Here is a 15758-nt window from a genome sequence, read left to right as displayed (position 1 = left end):
GCGTACGGGTCGAACGGGAGGGTCGTCGGGAATCGTGAACCTGCAGGTGCGTCACAGGCCGTTGGACACCGCGGAGACGGCGGGGTAGCCGATGAACAGCAGGAAGCCCATGAACAGCACCGCCAGCGGAAGGGTCATGCGTTCGGTGGCCGCGCTCGCGGCGCCTTGGGCGTCGGTGAGTTGCCGGGTGCGCATGCTCACCGCCTTCGACGTCAACGAGGCCTTGACCTTGGCACCCTCCGAACCCGCCAGGGCGACGGTGGCTGCGAGTTCCTGGAGTTCGCGTACGTCCAGCTCCTCGCCGAGCCGGGCCAGGGGCTCCCACGGGGCCGTACGTGTCAGGGCCGCGGTCGACAACGCGCCGCGCAGTTGATTGGCGGCCCAGCCGCGCGGCACGGACGCGGCGTCGTGGAGCGCCTGGTCCACACCCGCGCCGCCCGCCAGGGACACGACGGTCAGGTCCAGGAACACCGACAGGGCGTGACGCATCTCCGCGCGCCGGGCCCGCGCCTTGGCACGCACGTCCGCGTCCGGGGCCAGGAACAGGGCAACGGCCAGGAGCAGAGCCCCCGCCACCGGCATCACGACGCCGCCGTCGACGGCTCCCCCGGCGGTGAGCACACCCAGGAACAGCGGCGGGATCAACAACCCGGCGACACCCGCGGCCGCCTTCTCCGCGAGGTGGCGCTCCACGCTGCGGCCCACCACCCGCAAATCCTGGCGCAGCGTGGTGTTCGGCAGCCCCAACGCGAGGAGGGCGGGGACCAGGACGCGTCCGGCGCGCGCGGACCAGCCCTCGCTCTCGGCGTCGGCGACGGGTGCGGGCTTGGCCGGGCGCTGCAGGGCGGCGAGGGCTTCGGACAGCGGGACACGGGGCGGGAACGCGGCCTTGAGGGCGACGAGAACACCGGCGCCGGCGAGGGCGCCCAGGAGCATGGCCCAGATCACGAGGACATCGCCTCCCGCGACGCGGCGGACGTGTTGGTGGGGGTGGTGGGGGTGGTGGTGGGGTTCTGTAGGAGGCGGGCGGGTGCGGGGATCGCGGCGATTCGCGCCATCCACGCGAACGCCACCCCGAACAGGCCGCCGACGCCGGCCAGGACGAGTTGGCCGGTTCCGGTGTCGAACGGGTCGAGGTAGGTGCGGTTGAGCAGGACCAGCCCGGCCGCCATGGCCAAGGTGGTGGCGACGACGATCCGCACGCTGCTGTGGACGCGGGTGCGCTCGGCGTCGACCTTGAGGCGCATGACGACCTGTTCGCGGGCGGCCTCGGCCAAGGTGCCGAGCAGGGCGGCGAGTTGGCGGGCCTGGCGTTCGGCGGCCAGGACCAGGGCGGTGACGACCAGGTCGCAGGTGGGGTCGTCGACGTCGTCCGCGAACGCCCGCAACGCGTCCGGGAGGCGCTCGCCCGCCTCGATCCGTGCCGCCAAAGCCCGCACCGGGCCGGCGAGGGCGAGCGGCGGGGCGGTGGCGGTGGCCCGCAGGGCCTGCTCCAGACCCGCCGCTGCGGACAGGGTGTCGCGGAGCATCTCGGTCCACACCGCGACCGCCTCGATCCGCTCCGTCCGCTCCCGCGCACCCCGGTCCGGGGCGACGATCCGGGGCACCAACAACACGGCGATCGTGACCAGCAGCCCGCCGACCGGCCAGCCGGTCAACACCCCGGCCACGATGCCCGCGGCGACGGCGCCGACCACCAGACGCTGGTGACGCAGGATCTCCCGCACGGCGAGCAGCCAACGAGGTGTGGGCCTGACGGTCTCGGCTTCCGGACGCACGGCAGTGCCGCGCCATCCGACGACGGCCAGGACGAGACCACCGGCGGCGGCCATGCCCAGCAGCACCGTGGCGTTCATCGGCGGCCCGCCCAACCGGGGCCGGGGTAGCCGGCGTTCCCGGGTTGCCAACCGACGCGGGCCAGGCGGGCCGCGGTCTCCGCGCGCACGGGTGTCGCCGGCACGGCGCGCAGGTCCGGGCCGGGCCGGTAGACCTCGTTGGAGATCACCTGGGGGCCGTCCGCGCCGACGATCTCCCGCACGGAGTCCACGACACGGCAATTGTCGGTGGACCAAGTCACGTGGACCACGAAGTCGACGGCGGCCGCGACCAGGAGGTTCGTCGCCTCCATCGACAACCGCTCCGGCGACTGCGCGGCATACGCGGCGAGCTTCGCGAACACCCCGGCGGAGGTACTGGCGTGGATCGTCGACAGTTAACCGTCGTTGCCCTGCGACATCGCGTTGCAGGCCGGCACGACCTCCGAACCGCGGATCTCGCCGACGATCACCCGGTCCGGCGCCATCCGCAGGCCCTTGCGGACCAACTCGGCCTGGTCGACCTCCCCGACGCCTTCGAGGTTCGCCTCGCGAGCCTGCATCGCGACGACGTCGGGGTGGGCCTTCTCGTCCTTGTCCAGGCCGAGCTCGAAGGTGTCCTCGATGGTGATCAACCGCTCCTCGGGAGGGATCTCCGACACCAGGCCGCGCAGCAGCGTGGTCTTGCCGGTGTTGGTGCCGCCCGCGACCAGGATGTTCATCCGGGCCCGCACCAGGGCGCCCAGCAGATCGCGCAGTTCGCGGTCGAAAACGCCGAGGTTCTCCAGGGCGTCGAGCGTCACCTTCGGGAAGCGGTGGCGGCGGATCGACACGGAGACGCGGGGTGTCAGGTACATCAGGGCGTGCAGGCGGCTGCCGTCGGGCAATTGCAGATTCAGACTCGGCTGGGTGCGGTCGATCCGCCGCTCCTCCGCACCCGCGCGAGCGGCGACCGTGCGCAGCAGCTCGACCAGTTCCTCGTCGGAGCCCACGAACGGCTCGACGCGTTCCTTGCGGCCGTCCGCGTACGTCACGAACACCTTGTCGTAGCCGTTGACGTTGATGTTCTCGATCGACGGGTTCTGCAACAACCGCTCCAGACCGCCCAGACCGAACAGACCGTCCACGACCAGGCGCGTCACCCGGGCCTCGGCGAACTCGTCCAGCGGTGCCCGCCCTGCCTGCAGACTCGCCGAGGTGTCGGCGGCGAGTTCGGAGGCGAGGAGCCTGCGCACCGTCTCCTCGCGCTCCGCCACCGTCTGCGGCGGCCGACCCGCATCCTCCAGACTCTGCGCGTACGCGGTCATCCGAGGCCCGATGCGGGCACGGAGCGCGGCGGCGTACGCCTGTTCGTCACTGCCCGGTGTCTGCTCGTGGCCCACCCACGGCAGGTGGGCGGGGTGCTCGGGAGTGCTCATCGGTGGGATTCCCATCCGTGCGTCGGCGATTCGGCCGAGGGCGGCGCGGCGGGCCGGGCGGCGGGGAGTTCGACATGGCGGCGGACCTCGCGGATCAGATCCTCCATCGCCGCGGGCAACGTGTGGCGCCCACGACGGCGGCGCGGCGGGGCGCCGCGTCGGAGCGCATCGACCGCGTCCGGATCCCACGGCAGGTGCTGCACCCGGTCCAGCCCCAGGTTCCGGGCGATCTCCGCCATCGGATAGGGGCACGGGCCCACCACGGCCAGGCACATCCACGACGCGGCCGCCTTGAGGTCCTCGATGGCCGCCGCGACATGCGCGAGCGCGTCCACCCCGCCCTTGCAGACCAGGACGAGAGCGTCGGCCGCGCCCGCCCAGGACGTTTCGACCGGGCCGAGCCGACCGACGTCGACCACCAACACCCCCGACGACGCGGCCTCGTTGGCGCCTCGCACGGCGGCGAAGGAGTTGCGGGCAAGGAGCTCACTGCCCGCACGGGCCTGCGCCGCGCTCGCCGGGGCCGGCACCAGCAACGCCCCAGGTTTCGTGAGGGGTTGGGCCCAGCGGGCGATCAGATCGCCCGAGTCCGAGCCGTGACGCACCGCCGCGGCCAGGTCCAGCAGACCGGGGCTCTGCGACAGGCCCCGCCACGCGGCGACGTCACCGCCGGAGGGATCCGCCTCCAGCAACAACCGCACCCCGGCCCCGTCCGAGGCGGACGTGCCCGTCGACGTCGAGCGGCCGCGCCCCGTGGGGGCTTCGCCGTCGACGGTGGGCCATTGGGTGGCCAGGGCCAGCGCGGTCGTCGTCGCCCCGGGCGCGCCCTTGACCGACGCCACCACCACCATCCGCCGCATCACGGCACCTCGGACGTCGACGCCGGCAACAACACCAGGCGCGGCTCGCGCATCGCGGTGACCACCCGCGACGCGGGAATGTCCACCAGCAGACTCACCGCGAAATCCTGCGTGGTCACCGCCGCGCCACCGACGGTGACCACGGTGGCCACCACCCGCGCTGCGGGAAGAGCGGTCGCTGGCGCGGTGCCCGCCGTGGCGGCGGGTTGCGCGGCCTCGATCACCGCCACCCGCTGCCCCTCACGCACCTGCGCCGGCGCGCCACCCGGCTTGATCGACACCGACACCACGGCCCGACCCGCAGGCGGGAACGCCTGGGCGTCGCCGACGAAGGAACGCTGCAGCAACGCGCCCGCCTCCAACGGCACCAGCGCCACCCGGCCGACGACCTGCGCGCGGTCGCCGTCGCGAAACAGCCCCAGGCCACCGTCCTCGGCCACCTGGACCCGGCGCAGGTCCCCGTCCGCGATCACCTGCCCGGCGGGAACCGGCCGCGCCAACGCCAGGACCGCGTGCCGATCCCCCAAGCGCTGCGCCAGCAGAGCGAACACCAGGCCGGCGACGACGACCAGCGCGATCCCGCCCCACAACCAGCCGTGCCGGCGCCGTCGTTCGCCCACCGGGGGCGGCGCCTTCTTCGCCGCGCCTGGGCTCACCTCGCCGGGCGCCGTACGCCCGGCGGAACCGCGTGTCCGGACGCCGTTCACACCCCGCGCGGGCGATTCGGGCAAGGGGGTACCCACAACTCGCCTCCCATCAATGTCTGCTCGTTCGTCGAGCGAATCGGTCGTGTCGTCGGGTCGGGAAAGTGAGGTCAGGGGCGGTAGTCCACGATCACGGCCTGGACCTCGGCCACCCGCGCGCCCACCTGCGCCGTGGTCTGCATCCCCGGCACCACCCCGGCTTGCCCGGCACCGGCCCACGCAACCGACCACGTGATCGTCGCCGACACCGCATACGCCGCACCCGGCTGCGACGCGGACGAACGCGTGTAGGTGTGACCACAGTCCGGCGACGCGGACGCCGGGTCGAACCGGGCCGAGTACGCGGTGCCCGGCCCGACACAGTCCACGGTGGAACCGTCGCCCATCGACCACGTCACCTTCCGCAGAGTCGCCGTCGCCGTCACCGACACCCCCGGCACGGTGGCGGTCGCCGACACCGGAGCCCACGACGCCGGAGCGATCCACAACCAGGTGGGCACGTTCACGATCTGCTCGGCGATGGGGTTCATCGCGATCACCGGCGAGGGCAGATGAAGTTGCGACACCGCAGTCTGCGCCACCTCCTGCGGCGAAGGCGGCGCCGGAGGAGGCTGCCCACCAGGAGCCAACGGCGACCCCAACCGAGGACCCGGCCCCGGACCCCAAGCAGGAGGCTGAACAATCGACGGCCCCGACGGGGCGTCCGTGTTCTGGCCGGTCCCGGCCGGGTTTGTCCGCCCCTCGCCACCGGGTGTGCTCGTGGACGGGCTGTTGTTTGCGGTGACGGTGCACTGCGTCCCGTTGCAGGTGACCTTTCCGCCTCCGCCATTGTTGGTGCGGACGCCGTCGTCCGCGAACGCTTGTACGTTTCCGAGGGTCAGCAGCCCGAGGGTGGCCCCGACGACGACTCGAGACCTCAGCATGTGCCCACCCCCTCGATGGTGAGGCTCGTAACTCTCCACCCGCTGGTGGTTCGCGTCACGGTTGCCTCGGCCTGGTGGTGCCCTCCCGGTACGTCGTCCGCCAGTTTTCCGTCGGATGCCCGGTACTTCAGCCAGTGGGAGCCGTCGACGCAGTCCGCCAGGGTGACCCGATCTCCGGTTTCCCCGACCACGCGAGGGGAGATTCCGGGTTCGCCCTTGACCACGACACCCTTCTCCTTGTTTTCCAGGTTGCTTCCGACGAAGTACGCCAAGGCGTCGTCGTGGGCGTACTTGCGCAACTCCGGATCCTCGGCGTTGGCGGTGGCGGCGGCTTTCGTCGCGGCGGTCCACAGGTTCCGGTACGTGGCGAGGGCCTCCGCCTGCGAGGGCGACGTCGAGGCCGTCGGGCTCGGTGCCGACGGCGGTGGCGTCTTCTTCGTTGCCGGCGGGTCGTCCGAGCAGCCCGCGATCGTCATCAGCGCCGTCGCCAGGCCGATTATCGTCACCGCGCCGCGCATGTTCCGTTTCCTCTCCCCCACAGCCGTCGCGCGGTCGGTGCCTCCGCAACCGTGACGACGGATCACACATAGTCCCTGACCTGCGAAGAAAGCGGTAGGGCGCGGGCGTGCATGCCGTTGTCGTGCCAACGTGATCTTGCCTCCCTGATCGTGCCGATTCGACGACGCTCGCCGACCGGATGTGCTTCCACCTGCAGAAACAGGGGTGACTCAGGTAACCGTTCAGTGACAGGATGTGACGCGAGGGGCGAGAGGGGCTCGAGAACGCCGAAGGATCCCGCACATCGATTTTCGGACGACGCGGCCGAGTCGCGTCGCGACCCGAGGGGGGAACACGTCATGGACGTCGACGAGATACGCCGCGAGGACCTGAACCACCTGCTCACCACCTGCCGGGCCCGGATCGAACCCGCCGAGGTGCACCTGGACGAACGCGCCGGCCACCGCGCCCCGGGCCTGCGCCAGAACGACATCGCCGCTCTCGCGGGCGTCAGCACCCGCTGGTACGCCACCCTCGAACGCGGCGAACACCGGGTCCCCCCGCCCCGGATGCTGCGCCGCGTCGCCGACAGGCTCCACATGTCCGAGGCCGAACGCTGGCGACTCGTCCTGCTGGCCACGCCGTTCTGCGGCGGCCCCCACGACCCCGACCCCGTACCCGAGGACCTGTACCGCGAACTCCTGACCCGCCTCGAACCCCGACCGGCGGCCCTGCTCGACCACGCGATGAACCTGGTCGACGCCACCACGACGTTCCGCAGGTGGCTGGGGCCCTCCGACGACGGGCCGTGGACCAACGCCCTGTTCTGGGCGTTCGGCCCGAACGCAGCGCGAAGGTTCGTCGACGTCGACCGGCTGCGGGCCACGGCCGTGGCCCGGGCGCGGGACCTGTGGATCCGCCGGCCCTCCGACAAAGACCGTCAAGGCCATGGTGGAGGCGCTGCTCCTGCTGCCCGACGCGCGGACGCACTGGCACAGCCAGGACCTCGAACTGCTGACCCCGGTCGCCACCCACCGCGTGAGGGATCAGGACGGCGGCGTTTACGACATGATCGCCACCACGACCCAACTCACAGGCGGCTGGCACCTGTTCGAGGTGTACGAGCCAACCGTAGCCGGCCCCCACGCGAGCGCGCCAGCCCCCACCGACGAGAAGTGACCCCGCGCGCGGGCGTGCGCGATATCCCGTGGGTTCGCCCGAGTGTCCGTCCCGCTGATCGGCAGTGTTGTCCCAAGTCGGCGTGGCGTGAAGGTATCGGGCCGCCTGAACAGATCTGACGGTTCTTCAGGATTCCCGAGGAACCGTCATGATCCCCACGTTGAAACGCGGGCCGGTGACCGCAAAACCCATGTTCAGATCCGCGCTGCGGCAATCGCTGCCCGACGGGAACCCACGGGATGTCGGACAATCCAACGCCCTGTTCTCCCGAAGCTACGGCGAAGTGAAAAGTAGCTCCCTGTAATCAGAGTGACGCCGGGTCAGAAGGAGCAAGGGGGTGCCCAGCTGAGTCGCATCGCTCAGGGGGGATCAGGCCAAGCTCACGTGCGGTCTGCAGGTCTTGGTACGCCTGCGTACGGCTGACGTAGGTCTGGGAGCACACGTCCTCCACGATCACTTTGCGTGTTGATTTCTCAGGCGAGGCGCAAGCGACGATGAAGGCTGTCTGTTCGATTCGCGGCAAGTAGGCGTCCCACCACTTCGGCCCTGTCCGGCGCCGAAGCTCCTTGAGCAAGGCAAGCTGCGGGCTGGGCAGGTCGCCGACCTTGTGGACGGCCGGCGGGGACCAGCCCATGGCCACCCACTCCCAGCCCTCTTCCGTCTCCCGGGCAGGGCCGAAGGGTACGGCGGCCAGAGCAAGGGGGAGCGCAAGCTTCCGTGCAGCCACCCGCACCTGGTCCCGCTCACGGTCGGAGGCAACGCCGTGGACCGTGATGGCGTTCTCCTGCTCGATGAACCCCCCGCGGTCGACCTCCAGGGCGATGCACATTGCGATGTCCGACGCGCGGCACTTCATGTAGATCCGGAAGCGCGGGGGGAAGAGGTGGCCGGCCACCTTGACCATGGGCTCCTTGAACCACTCCTCGTCGCCGGGATGGTCTGAGGTGGGCTCCACATACATGCCCTCGCTCCAGTATGGGGTCACTGAACTCCCTGGCCGGGGTTGTCCTTGAGCGCGGTACTCAGCAGCAGGCCCAGCGTGGTGGTCCCACCGAATGCGACGCCAGCGTTCCGGATGACATCCGTAGCGGCGTGCCTGTCGAGCACGGCGAGGATCACGGCGACGGCCGCAGCGAGGAGACCCACCAAGACGATTACCAGCACGCGGTAACGAGTAACTGTCATGGGCAACACTCTTGCGCCCGACCTCGGTCCCAATCCAGCTTTTGCCGGTCCGCAGAAGAGGTAGGAAAAAGTGGACAGCCTCTGAATTGGGCAAACGTGATACCCGTTGGGTCCCGGCTCCGCGGTCCGGTCGGATCGGGGAACGCCGCAGCGTACGACCGACACCTGTCCGGGTGCCACAGCGGCGGCCGCCTGGGCAGCCGTCGCCGTCCGCCACCCCGGCACGGGCCAGTCGCCGTACTGCCCCGTCACAGGTGCACGCGCGCGAGCAGACCACACCCATATGCGACATCCGGCAGGTTCGTCGTGGGGCCCTTGCTTTCGGCGGGCATCTGACCAGAGGTGGTTCGCGGTCCCAGGTCCGTCCCTCTTCGTACCGATCATGATGGAACTTCGGAATTCCTGAAGATCCATCATGATCGGTACGGCCACGTCGGTGCCGCCTGTGTCCCGACCTGCGAAGAACACGTAGAGAAGCCATCGCGAACCCACGGGATGTTCCACAGCCGCGCACGGGGTCGTGGTCGGTCGCGGCGCGGGCGGGGCGCGGCGGCCGGAAGGGGTGGTCAGGCGGGCCGGGGGCGGTAGGGGCGGACCACCGGCTCGTGGACGAGACGATCGCGGCCGGTGTGCGCGTCGTCGACCTCCACCCGCACGTCGGGGCGCAGCGTCACGCAGTACCACCTGTCGTCGTATTCGCTCCTGCGCAGGTCGGTGGGGAGTTCGTCGAAGACGGCCAGTCGGCTGTGCAGTCGTTGGAGCGTGTGGCGCAGGATGGCGAAGTCGAGGGCGGTGCGGGCACCCCATGCGGTGCGGGTGGGGTGGTCGAGGTTGTGGAGGTCGACCTGTTCGTGCATGCGGTCGAAGTCGAGGAGGGTCTCGCCGTGCGCGTCGAGGACGCGCTTGGGGTAGGTGTCCTCGTGGCTGTGGTCGTGGTCGTCGTGGACCGCCAGGAGCAGGTAGGCCGCGTCGGGCAGGGCCCCGGTGATGGTGTCGGCGACGTGGCGCATCAGGGTGTCGGTCGCCGTGCGGAACATGTCCTCGGCCGCCTCGAAGGCGTCCAGACAAGGGGCCTCCGCTCGCGTGAGCAGGCGTACGCCGCCGGCCGTGGCCAGGGCCGTGGTGGAGATCGGCAGTCCGACGCGCACGTCGGGCAGCGGATCGAATCGGGGGAACACTCCGCCCATGCGCCGCAGTCGGTCGAGGATCCCCGCGTGCGCGGCGCGGCGGGTGAGATCGAGATCGCCCCAGTACGCGCGCAGTCGCACATCGGTGACGGCGGGAATCTCGCCGTCGCGCAACCGCAGGACGGGTCGCCCGAAGACGTCCACCACGTACAGGCGCGGGTCCCGGACCGGGTCGGGGTCGCGGCGGTGGTCCGGCTCGTACGGGACGGCGAGAACGTGGGCATCGGGCCCGGCGAGGTGGCCCAACGTGGCGGCGTACACGTCGGCCAACTCCCGCGCGGCGGCAGCCATCCGGTCGTCGTGACGCGCCATGCGGGCGGCGAAAGTGTCGAGATCGTGCTCGTGGACGGTGGTCATCATGCTTCTCCCTGCGATCGCCGATGCGAAAGGGCCGGGCTGGGGTGGGGTGGGGTGGGGTGGGGAGGGCGGGCGTCCGATCACGGGGGCGCCCGCCGTCGCGGGTCAGGGTGTGTCGTCCGGCACGGAGACCGGCGCGGGGGCGTCCCCGGTGGGCGCGGTGGCGCGGTAACGGCGCGGCTTGGGGCAGGCCAGGACCGTGTCACCGTGTTCGGTGAGCGTGGCGAGGGCGTTGGCCACCGCACCGGAACTGCGCCCCAGAACCCGGGCGACCTCGGTGGCCGTGAACTCGGCCTGCGGGTGGGCGAGGAGGTGGGACCGCACCTGGTCCCGCAGCGCGCCGGGCCGCAACCGAACACCCGCGCCTTCCGTGCGCGCCGGGAGCTCGGCCGGCACCGCCTCGTCGGTTCGCTCGGCCGTATCGCCGCTCTCTGCGTCCGCGCCCGACGCGGGCGCCTCCGGCTCCGGCTCCGGCTCCGGCTCCGGCTCCGGCTCCGGCTCCGGGACGATCTCCTGTGTGTCCGTGGTTTCGGTGTCCTCGTTCGCGGGCGTCGGCGAAACCAGAGCCTCCGGCGTCCCGCCGCCGTTGCCGGCCTCCTCCTTCTCCGGGGCGCCGGCGGTCTCGGCGGCCTCGGGCGTGGGGTCGTCGTGGCCGGCGGCGTCAACGATCGGGTCCGGCTCCGGGGTGACGGTGGCCGTGGCCGGGGCGGTGGTGTACCAGCGGGTGGGCTGCGGCTTGTGGCCGACGCTCGGGGCGGCTTCGCGGCGCACCGCCCCCTCGGTCTCCAGACGGACCAGGAGCTTGGTGACGGTGGAGCGGCCCAGACCGGTGGCCTCGGACATGCCCGGCGCGGTGAACCCGCCCCGAGGGGCGGTCTCGGCGATGGCCGCGCGCAGGCGTTCGGCGGCGGAGGTGCGGGTGTTCTCGGGCATGGTGGGGTCCCTGTCTCGACGGTGGTGAGCGGGGTCCCCGGCCGGGGCGGCCCGGCGCGTGGCCTACGCGGTGCCCCGGGCTCGACTCCATGGACGCTCTGGTGCGCCTCAAGAGTCAAGTCGCCTTCCACACATGGGATTTCGCGACGCCGCGCGGCGGGCGGGAGGGCGGGTAACACGTGTTACCCGGGGTAACGCTTGGCGTTACCCTCGCAGGTCACCGCCCCACCGGGGGCGCCGGCGCTTCGGTCGTTGAACCGGGCGCGGAAGTGGACTGCGCGGTCCTGTTCCGGACGCGGGGCAGGGAGGTCCCCACGCGGGTGGTGGGGACCGGCCGTCGCCCCGGAGCACAAAGCCGCCGCGTCGAACCCGAGACGATCGCGCATCGGTGTCCGCTGCGGGCCTGCCACGGACGTCAGTTGCCGTAGGGCTCGCGGTAGAGGTCCGCGTGGACCTCGTCGTGGATTTCGGTCCGGGCCCGGCGTACTTCGGGGCCGGCGAGGTAGTGCTGGGTGCGGGCGTGTCCGACGGCTTGGACGAGGTCCAGGCGGCGCAGGGTGCGGAGGTCTCCGAGGGCCTGGTCGCGGGTGAGGGCTTCCTCGGCCTGGTAGGTGGTGCGGCGCAGGGTGGCGTTGGTGGCGGCGTACAGGGCGGAGACGGTGCGTTCGTCCAGGCCGTGCCGGTGGGCGATTGCTTCGAGTCGGAACCACAGACGGGAGGCGGTTTCGAAGCGGCGTTGGACCTCCTGGGCCTGGAGGTGGTGGGCGGTGAGGCAGAAGCGGATCCAGGAGTGCGCGTCGCGTCGTGGTTGCCACGATCCGGCCTGGACCGAGCGCAGCGCGGCGTAGTACTCGCGGGTGTTGAAGTCGTCGGCGCCGAGCCATTCCTCGATGCTCGAGAATTCCGGGGCGAGGACTCCCTCGCGGGCGAGGACGAGGGTGTGCACGGCGCGGGACATGCGTCCGTTGCCGTCGCGCCAGGGGTGGATGGAGACCAGGTTGAGGTGGGCCATCGAGGCGCGGACGAGCGCCGGCTCCGGTTCGTCGTGGTCGAGTCGGGCGAGGAACTCGGCCATCAGGTCGGGGACCTGTTCGGGGTCCGGGGCGGTGTAGACGGGAGGCCGGTTCGGCCCGCCGGAGACCCATACCCCGCCGGTGCGGTACTCGCCGGGCCGGGTCTCCTCGTCCGTCCTGGTCATCATGAAGTGCAGGGCGGAGAGCAGCGTGTGGTTCCAGGAGAAGATCCGGAAGCCGGACGCCCGTTGGATGTAGGTGAGGGCGTCGCGATAGCCGGTCACGGCGCCTCGGGTCGCGTCGTCGGTCTCGGGCGAGACCTCTCCGCCGGCGACCAGGGTCTCGGCCTCTTCGGGGCTGATCGTGTAGCCCTCGATATGCGTGGAGCCGCGCACCGCCGCCGCGGTCAGGGAACGTCGGAGTTGCCCCTCCCACCTGCGCGGTTCGGCCAGGCGATGGCGGAACTCGGCGCGGAACGCCTCGATCTCCTCCACCACCCGCAGGTCGTCGGCCGTCAGGGGAGGCGTCGCATACAGCATCCTCCGATACTACGACACATGTAGGGTCGGAGGAACGGGAGCGGACCGGCCCCGGGTGCTCCCGAAGAACGGAACTACCGGCCGGAAGGCGTCCGGCGCAAGGCGGCTCCGACCGCGGTGCGCGCTCGTGTCGCCCACAAGGTTGGTGACGACAGGAGCCGCTCCCCCGTGAAGCAGCGGCGCTGCCGGCCGGAGGACGGGTGCGAACAGTGGTCGACCGCCGTTCACTCGGATCGATCCCCGGTGACGAACCGAACCGAGGGACCCGGTTACGGCACCGGCCGGCGACCCGCAAACGCGTGATGCTCACGGTGGCGCCCGTCCTCGCCCTCACAGGTCATCCCACGGCGGGGGGGTGGTGGTGGTTGGTCGTTGAGCCAGGCGCGGAGGTGGACGGCGCGGTCCTGTTTCAGGCGCAGGGTGCGGCGGATGACGCGGATGGACGCCGGGCGTCCGGTCTCGGCGCGGGTGCGTTGGTCCAGGCGCCACGCGGCCAGGTAGAGGCCGTCCGTGCCGCCTTGGGGCGGGTCCGGTTCCTCGGTCGGGTCGAAGCCCGCGGCCGTGACCGGGCCGTGCGATGGAGGGGATGCCGGTGGGGAGGGCGGTGTTGGCGGCGGGGGCGTGTGGGCGTCGGGCGGGGTTGTCGGGGCCGGGTGGGCGAGGAGGGCGGTCAGGTGGGTGATGAGGTCGGTGATGCGGCGGCGGTAGGCGGCGACGGCCTCGGCCAGGAGCATCAGCAGGACCGGCGGAATCGAGTGCAGCACCACCGCGGCGGCGTCCGCGTCGCGCGGGACGCCGACGCGGCCGGTGGGCCAGCACGCGGTCCAGGTGTTGACGGTCAGGGTGGCGATGCCCGCGTACCAGCGCAGCACGCTCCCCCACGCCGGCGGGCGGACACGGTGCTGCGCCAGACGGGAGTCGGTCAGCAGACCGATGGCCAACGCTAGCGCGAGCATCGGATCCAACAGCCAGGCGATCGACCCCGACACCCCATGGTCGCGGGCGAAATCGGTGACATTCACGGCGGTGAACACCAGGGCGAGGCTCGCCACGCCGATCAGCGCCGCCGTCAGACGCGCCAACAGGGCGCGCAGGCCGGCGATCTCGGCCTCGAGGGCGTCGACCGTCGTCGGGGCGGGGAGGAGCGGGTCGACCCTCATCGTGCCGCCGTGGGTCGGGTGGCGCCGAGGAAGTCGTCTCCCCGGTGGCGGATGTCGGCGACGCGGACCGCGACGCCCGGGCGTGGGGCCTCGATCATCCGGGTGCCGTCGATGGCCAGGCCGACGTGGTGCACGTCGGCGGGTGTGCCGTAGAACACCAGGTCGCCGGGCGCGATCGGGGCACCCGGCGCCAGGCGGGGCATGGAGTGGTACTGGTCCTGGGCGACGCGCTCCAGGGTGATGCCGGCTGCGGCGTAGGCGGCCTTGGTCAGACCGGAGCAGTCGTATCCGCCCTCTGCGGGGCCGTCGCCGCCCCACACGTACGGGGTGCCCAGCGTCGTGCGGGCGAACGCGATCGCCTTGGCGATGGCCTCGTTCGGAGCGCCCACGCCGGTGTCGGTGCCCGGTGGGGCGGCGTATTTGGCGGCCTGGTCGAGGACTTGGGTGACGTACCAGTCGGCGTGGTTGTAGGCGAAGATCGCCCCGCGCAGGTTCTTTTCGTCGCGGGCGCCTTCCGCGCAGAGCATGCGGGCGGCCGCCGGGATGGCGTCGGCCGGGTTGTACACGTCCGGCACCCCGCCGGTACTGCCGACGCTCCCGGAGGGGTTGTAGGCGATCCAGGTGGAGTCGATGAACTGCATCGGGCCGCGGGCACCGCTGCCGTTCGCCCCGGAGGCCACGCCCGGGAGTGGGCTTCGGCCGTGATCGGTCTCCACCTTCCCGATCGCCGCCAGCACCGTCCACGACAAGCCCGGGCAGGTCCCGGCGGCCTGTTGATACAGGGTCAGGTAGCCGGGCGGAATGTCCCTGCGGGCTTCGTCGCTCGCGTCGGCGAGGGAGGAGGCGACACCCCCGCCGGTCAGGACATCACCGATCGCATCGACCACGGCGGCCACCAGGGCGCCTGCGAGCAGGACCAGGGCCAGGAACGCGCCCCCGCACCCCAGGGCGACCCTCCCGAGAACAGCCACGAGCTCACCCCCTCCCCCGGCCGGGCACGGCGGTGCGCGTCGGCGGCAGCGGCGGGGCGGGGGGCCAGCGCAGGGCGCCCGGGTTGGACTCGTCGTCGGGATCCGGCGTCCACGTGCCGGGCGCCGTGGGCGCCGGTCCCGGGTGCCGGTAGTGGGTGGGGAGTTCGAGCAGGGCGGTGCGCGCCGCGGTGCCCGCGAGCGGCAACCACACCGCGTCGGAGGGGGATCCGCCGTCGGTGAGGGCGTGGTGGGTGGTCGCCACCGGCACGCCCAGGGTGGTCGCGGTGGGCTGGAGGCGGTTGCGCAGGGCGGCCTCGCGGCGGGGAGTGGAGGTGTGGATCAACACCAGGGTGGGGGTGGGCGGGTGGGTGGAGGCGGCCAGGCCCGCGTAGCCGGCGAGTTTCGCGTCCACGCGGGCGAGCGCGGTGGTCCCGGTGTCGTACTCCAGGAAGAACGCCACCGCCCGGCCCCCGCCTCGGCCGGGGTCGCCGGGCGGGTGGTGGCGGTAGTGGGCGTAGGCGTCGGGGTGAACGTGGTCGCCCCACAACGTCGCGCACACCCGCTCGCACGCCCACAACGTCAACCGCCGCGCGGCGTCCGTGTGGTGATCGGCGGCCAGGCGCACCATCAGGTCGTTGCGGGCGACGTCGTGCCCCAGCCACGGCGAGTGCGCGATGCGGGCGCTGCGGTCGGCCCGCCACCCCAACGCCTTCAGGTCCACGGCCCGTTCGGCGGCCAGGACGACGGCGCCGGCGGGGCCCAGGGTGTAGTGCTCGGGCGCGGAGCCGACCTCGAGGTAGGGACGGAAGCTGTCCAGGACGCCCAGGTCGTACAGGCGGCGCAGGGTGCGCTGGGTGCTGCGGGTGCCGGTGCCGGTGGCGAGGGCGATCTGCGCGGTGGTGAACACGTCGTGGTCGAACAGCGCGTGCAGGAGCCACCGGTCCCGGGCGGTCAGACGGGCCGTCAAACCGACACCGTCGCCACCCCGCCCTCGGGTGGCGCGGGTGCGGCGGCGGA

Annotated in this window: 16 protein-coding genes and 2 pseudogenes; 3 read left to right on the top strand and 15 right to left on the bottom strand. The window is 72.0% G+C overall.

All coding sequences use genetic code 11. The annotated features are described in order from the left end of the window. Nucleotides 1-51: 51 nt before the first annotated feature. From OG948_RS58715 to OG948_RS58690, 6 genes and pseudogenes are all read right to left on the bottom strand, one after another. Nucleotides 52-948: a type II secretion system F family protein gene (locus OG948_RS58715; protein WP_331773239.1), complete on the bottom strand. Its 897-nt coding sequence runs from the start codon at nucleotides 946-948 to the stop codon at nucleotides 52-54. Further along, nucleotides 945-1856 carry a type II secretion system F family protein gene (locus OG948_RS58710; RefSeq protein ID WP_331773238.1) on the bottom strand — a complete coding sequence of 304 codons (912 nt, stop codon included), beginning with the start codon at nucleotides 1854-1856 and terminating at the stop codon, nucleotides 945-947. The genes OG948_RS58715 and OG948_RS58710 overlap by 4 nt, the downstream gene beginning before the upstream one ends. Continuing rightward, nucleotides 1853-3232: pseudogene (locus tag OG948_RS58705) on the bottom strand (CpaF family protein). Before OG948_RS58705 ends, OG948_RS58710 begins: the two are co-directional and overlap by 4 nt. Then, on the bottom strand, nucleotides 3229-4092 hold the full coding sequence (locus tag OG948_RS58700; protein WP_331773237.1) for a hypothetical protein: 864 nt from the start codon (nucleotides 4090-4092) through the stop codon (nucleotides 3229-3231). Before OG948_RS58700 ends, OG948_RS58705 begins: the two are co-directional and overlap by 4 nt. Continuing rightward, complete coding sequence (locus tag OG948_RS58695; RefSeq protein WP_331773236.1) at nucleotides 4092-4712, bottom strand: SAF domain-containing protein; 621 nt, start codon at nucleotides 4710-4712, stop codon at nucleotides 4092-4094. The genes OG948_RS58700 and OG948_RS58695 overlap by 1 nt, the downstream gene beginning before the upstream one ends. 194 nt (nucleotides 4713-4906) lie before the next feature. Next, nucleotides 4907-5182 carry a hypothetical protein gene (locus tag OG948_RS58690; protein WP_331773235.1) on the bottom strand — a complete coding sequence of 92 codons (276 nt, stop codon included), beginning with the start codon at nucleotides 5180-5182 and terminating at the stop codon, nucleotides 4907-4909. On the opposite strand from OG948_RS58690, the gene OG948_RS58685 reads away from it, so the two are divergent. Beyond that, complete coding sequence (locus OG948_RS58685; protein WP_331773234.1) at nucleotides 5166-5351, top strand: hypothetical protein; 186 nt, start codon at nucleotides 5166-5168, stop codon at nucleotides 5349-5351. The two genes, OG948_RS58690 and OG948_RS58685, sit on opposite strands and share 17 nt — an antisense overlap. Nucleotides 5352-5712: 361 nt before the next feature. Here the strand turns inward: OG948_RS58685 and OG948_RS58680 are convergent, their stop codons facing one another. Further along, entirely contained in the window at nucleotides 5713-6237 is a 525-nt protein-coding gene (locus tag OG948_RS58680) for a hypothetical protein (RefSeq protein ID WP_331773233.1), read from the bottom strand. Between the two features lie 111 nt (nucleotides 6238-6348). Here OG948_RS58680 and OG948_RS58675 point away from each other — a divergent pair. Together OG948_RS58675 and OG948_RS58670 are read left to right on the top strand one after the other, a co-directional pair. Further along, nucleotides 6349-7095, top strand: a pseudogene (locus OG948_RS58675) (helix-turn-helix domain-containing protein); the annotation flags it as partial. Nucleotides 7096-7165: 70 nt separating this feature from the next. Next, on the top strand, nucleotides 7166-7396 hold the full coding sequence (locus tag OG948_RS58670; protein ID WP_331773231.1) for a hypothetical protein: 231 nt from the start codon (nucleotides 7166-7168) through the stop codon (nucleotides 7394-7396). A gap of 304 nt (nucleotides 7397-7700) precedes the next feature. Here the strand turns inward: OG948_RS58670 and OG948_RS58665 are convergent, their stop codons facing one another. The 8 genes from OG948_RS58665 to OG948_RS58630 all read right to left on the bottom strand — a co-directional run bounded on the left by OG948_RS58665 (nucleotide 7701) and on the right by OG948_RS58630 (nucleotide 15708). Continuing rightward, entirely contained in the window at nucleotides 7701-8357 is a 657-nt protein-coding gene (locus OG948_RS58665) for a hypothetical protein (protein WP_331773230.1), read from the bottom strand. A gap of 20 nt (nucleotides 8358-8377) precedes the next feature. Beyond that, complete coding sequence (locus OG948_RS58660) at nucleotides 8378-8581, bottom strand: hypothetical protein (protein ID WP_331773229.1); 204 nt, start codon at nucleotides 8579-8581, stop codon at nucleotides 8378-8380. A gap of 566 nt (nucleotides 8582-9147) precedes the next feature. Beyond that, on the bottom strand, nucleotides 9148-10128 hold the full coding sequence (locus OG948_RS58655) for a hypothetical protein (RefSeq protein ID WP_406300850.1): 981 nt from the start codon (nucleotides 10126-10128) through the stop codon (nucleotides 9148-9150). Between the two features lie 102 nt (nucleotides 10129-10230). Then, on the bottom strand, nucleotides 10231-11058 hold the full coding sequence (locus tag OG948_RS58650; RefSeq protein WP_331773227.1) for a hypothetical protein: 828 nt from the start codon (nucleotides 11056-11058) through the stop codon (nucleotides 10231-10233). A 415-nt stretch (nucleotides 11059-11473) separates the two neighbouring features. Continuing rightward, nucleotides 11474-12610, bottom strand: a complete 1137-nt coding sequence (locus tag OG948_RS58645) for a Fic family protein (RefSeq protein WP_331773226.1) — start codon at nucleotides 12608-12610, stop codon at nucleotides 11474-11476. Between the two features lie 269 nt (nucleotides 12611-12879). Next, the gene (locus OG948_RS58640; protein WP_331773225.1) at nucleotides 12880-13770 is read right to left on the bottom strand and encodes a hypothetical protein; all 891 of its coding nucleotides are present in this window, start codon (nucleotides 13768-13770) and stop codon (nucleotides 12880-12882) included. Then, entirely contained in the window at nucleotides 13767-14741 is a 975-nt protein-coding gene (locus OG948_RS58635) for a bifunctional lytic transglycosylase/C40 family peptidase (RefSeq protein WP_331773224.1), read from the bottom strand. Before OG948_RS58635 ends, OG948_RS58640 begins: the two co-directional genes overlap by 4 nt. A gap of 4 nt (nucleotides 14742-14745) precedes the next feature. Continuing rightward, nucleotides 14746-15708 (bottom strand): replication-relaxation family protein, encoded by a 963-nt coding sequence (locus OG948_RS58630; RefSeq protein WP_406300849.1) that lies wholly within the window; start codon nucleotides 15706-15708, stop codon nucleotides 14746-14748. Between the last annotated feature and the right edge of the window lie 50 nt (nucleotides 15709-15758).

Origin of the sequence: Embleya sp. NBC_00888 (assembly GCF_045207655.1) — a bacterium.
Classification (GTDB): domain Bacteria; phylum Actinomycetota; class Actinomycetes; order Streptomycetales; family Streptomycetaceae; genus Embleya.
The sequence above is the reverse complement of the archived record's forward strand: the minus strand, read 5'-3'. Positions and strand labels throughout refer to the sequence as shown.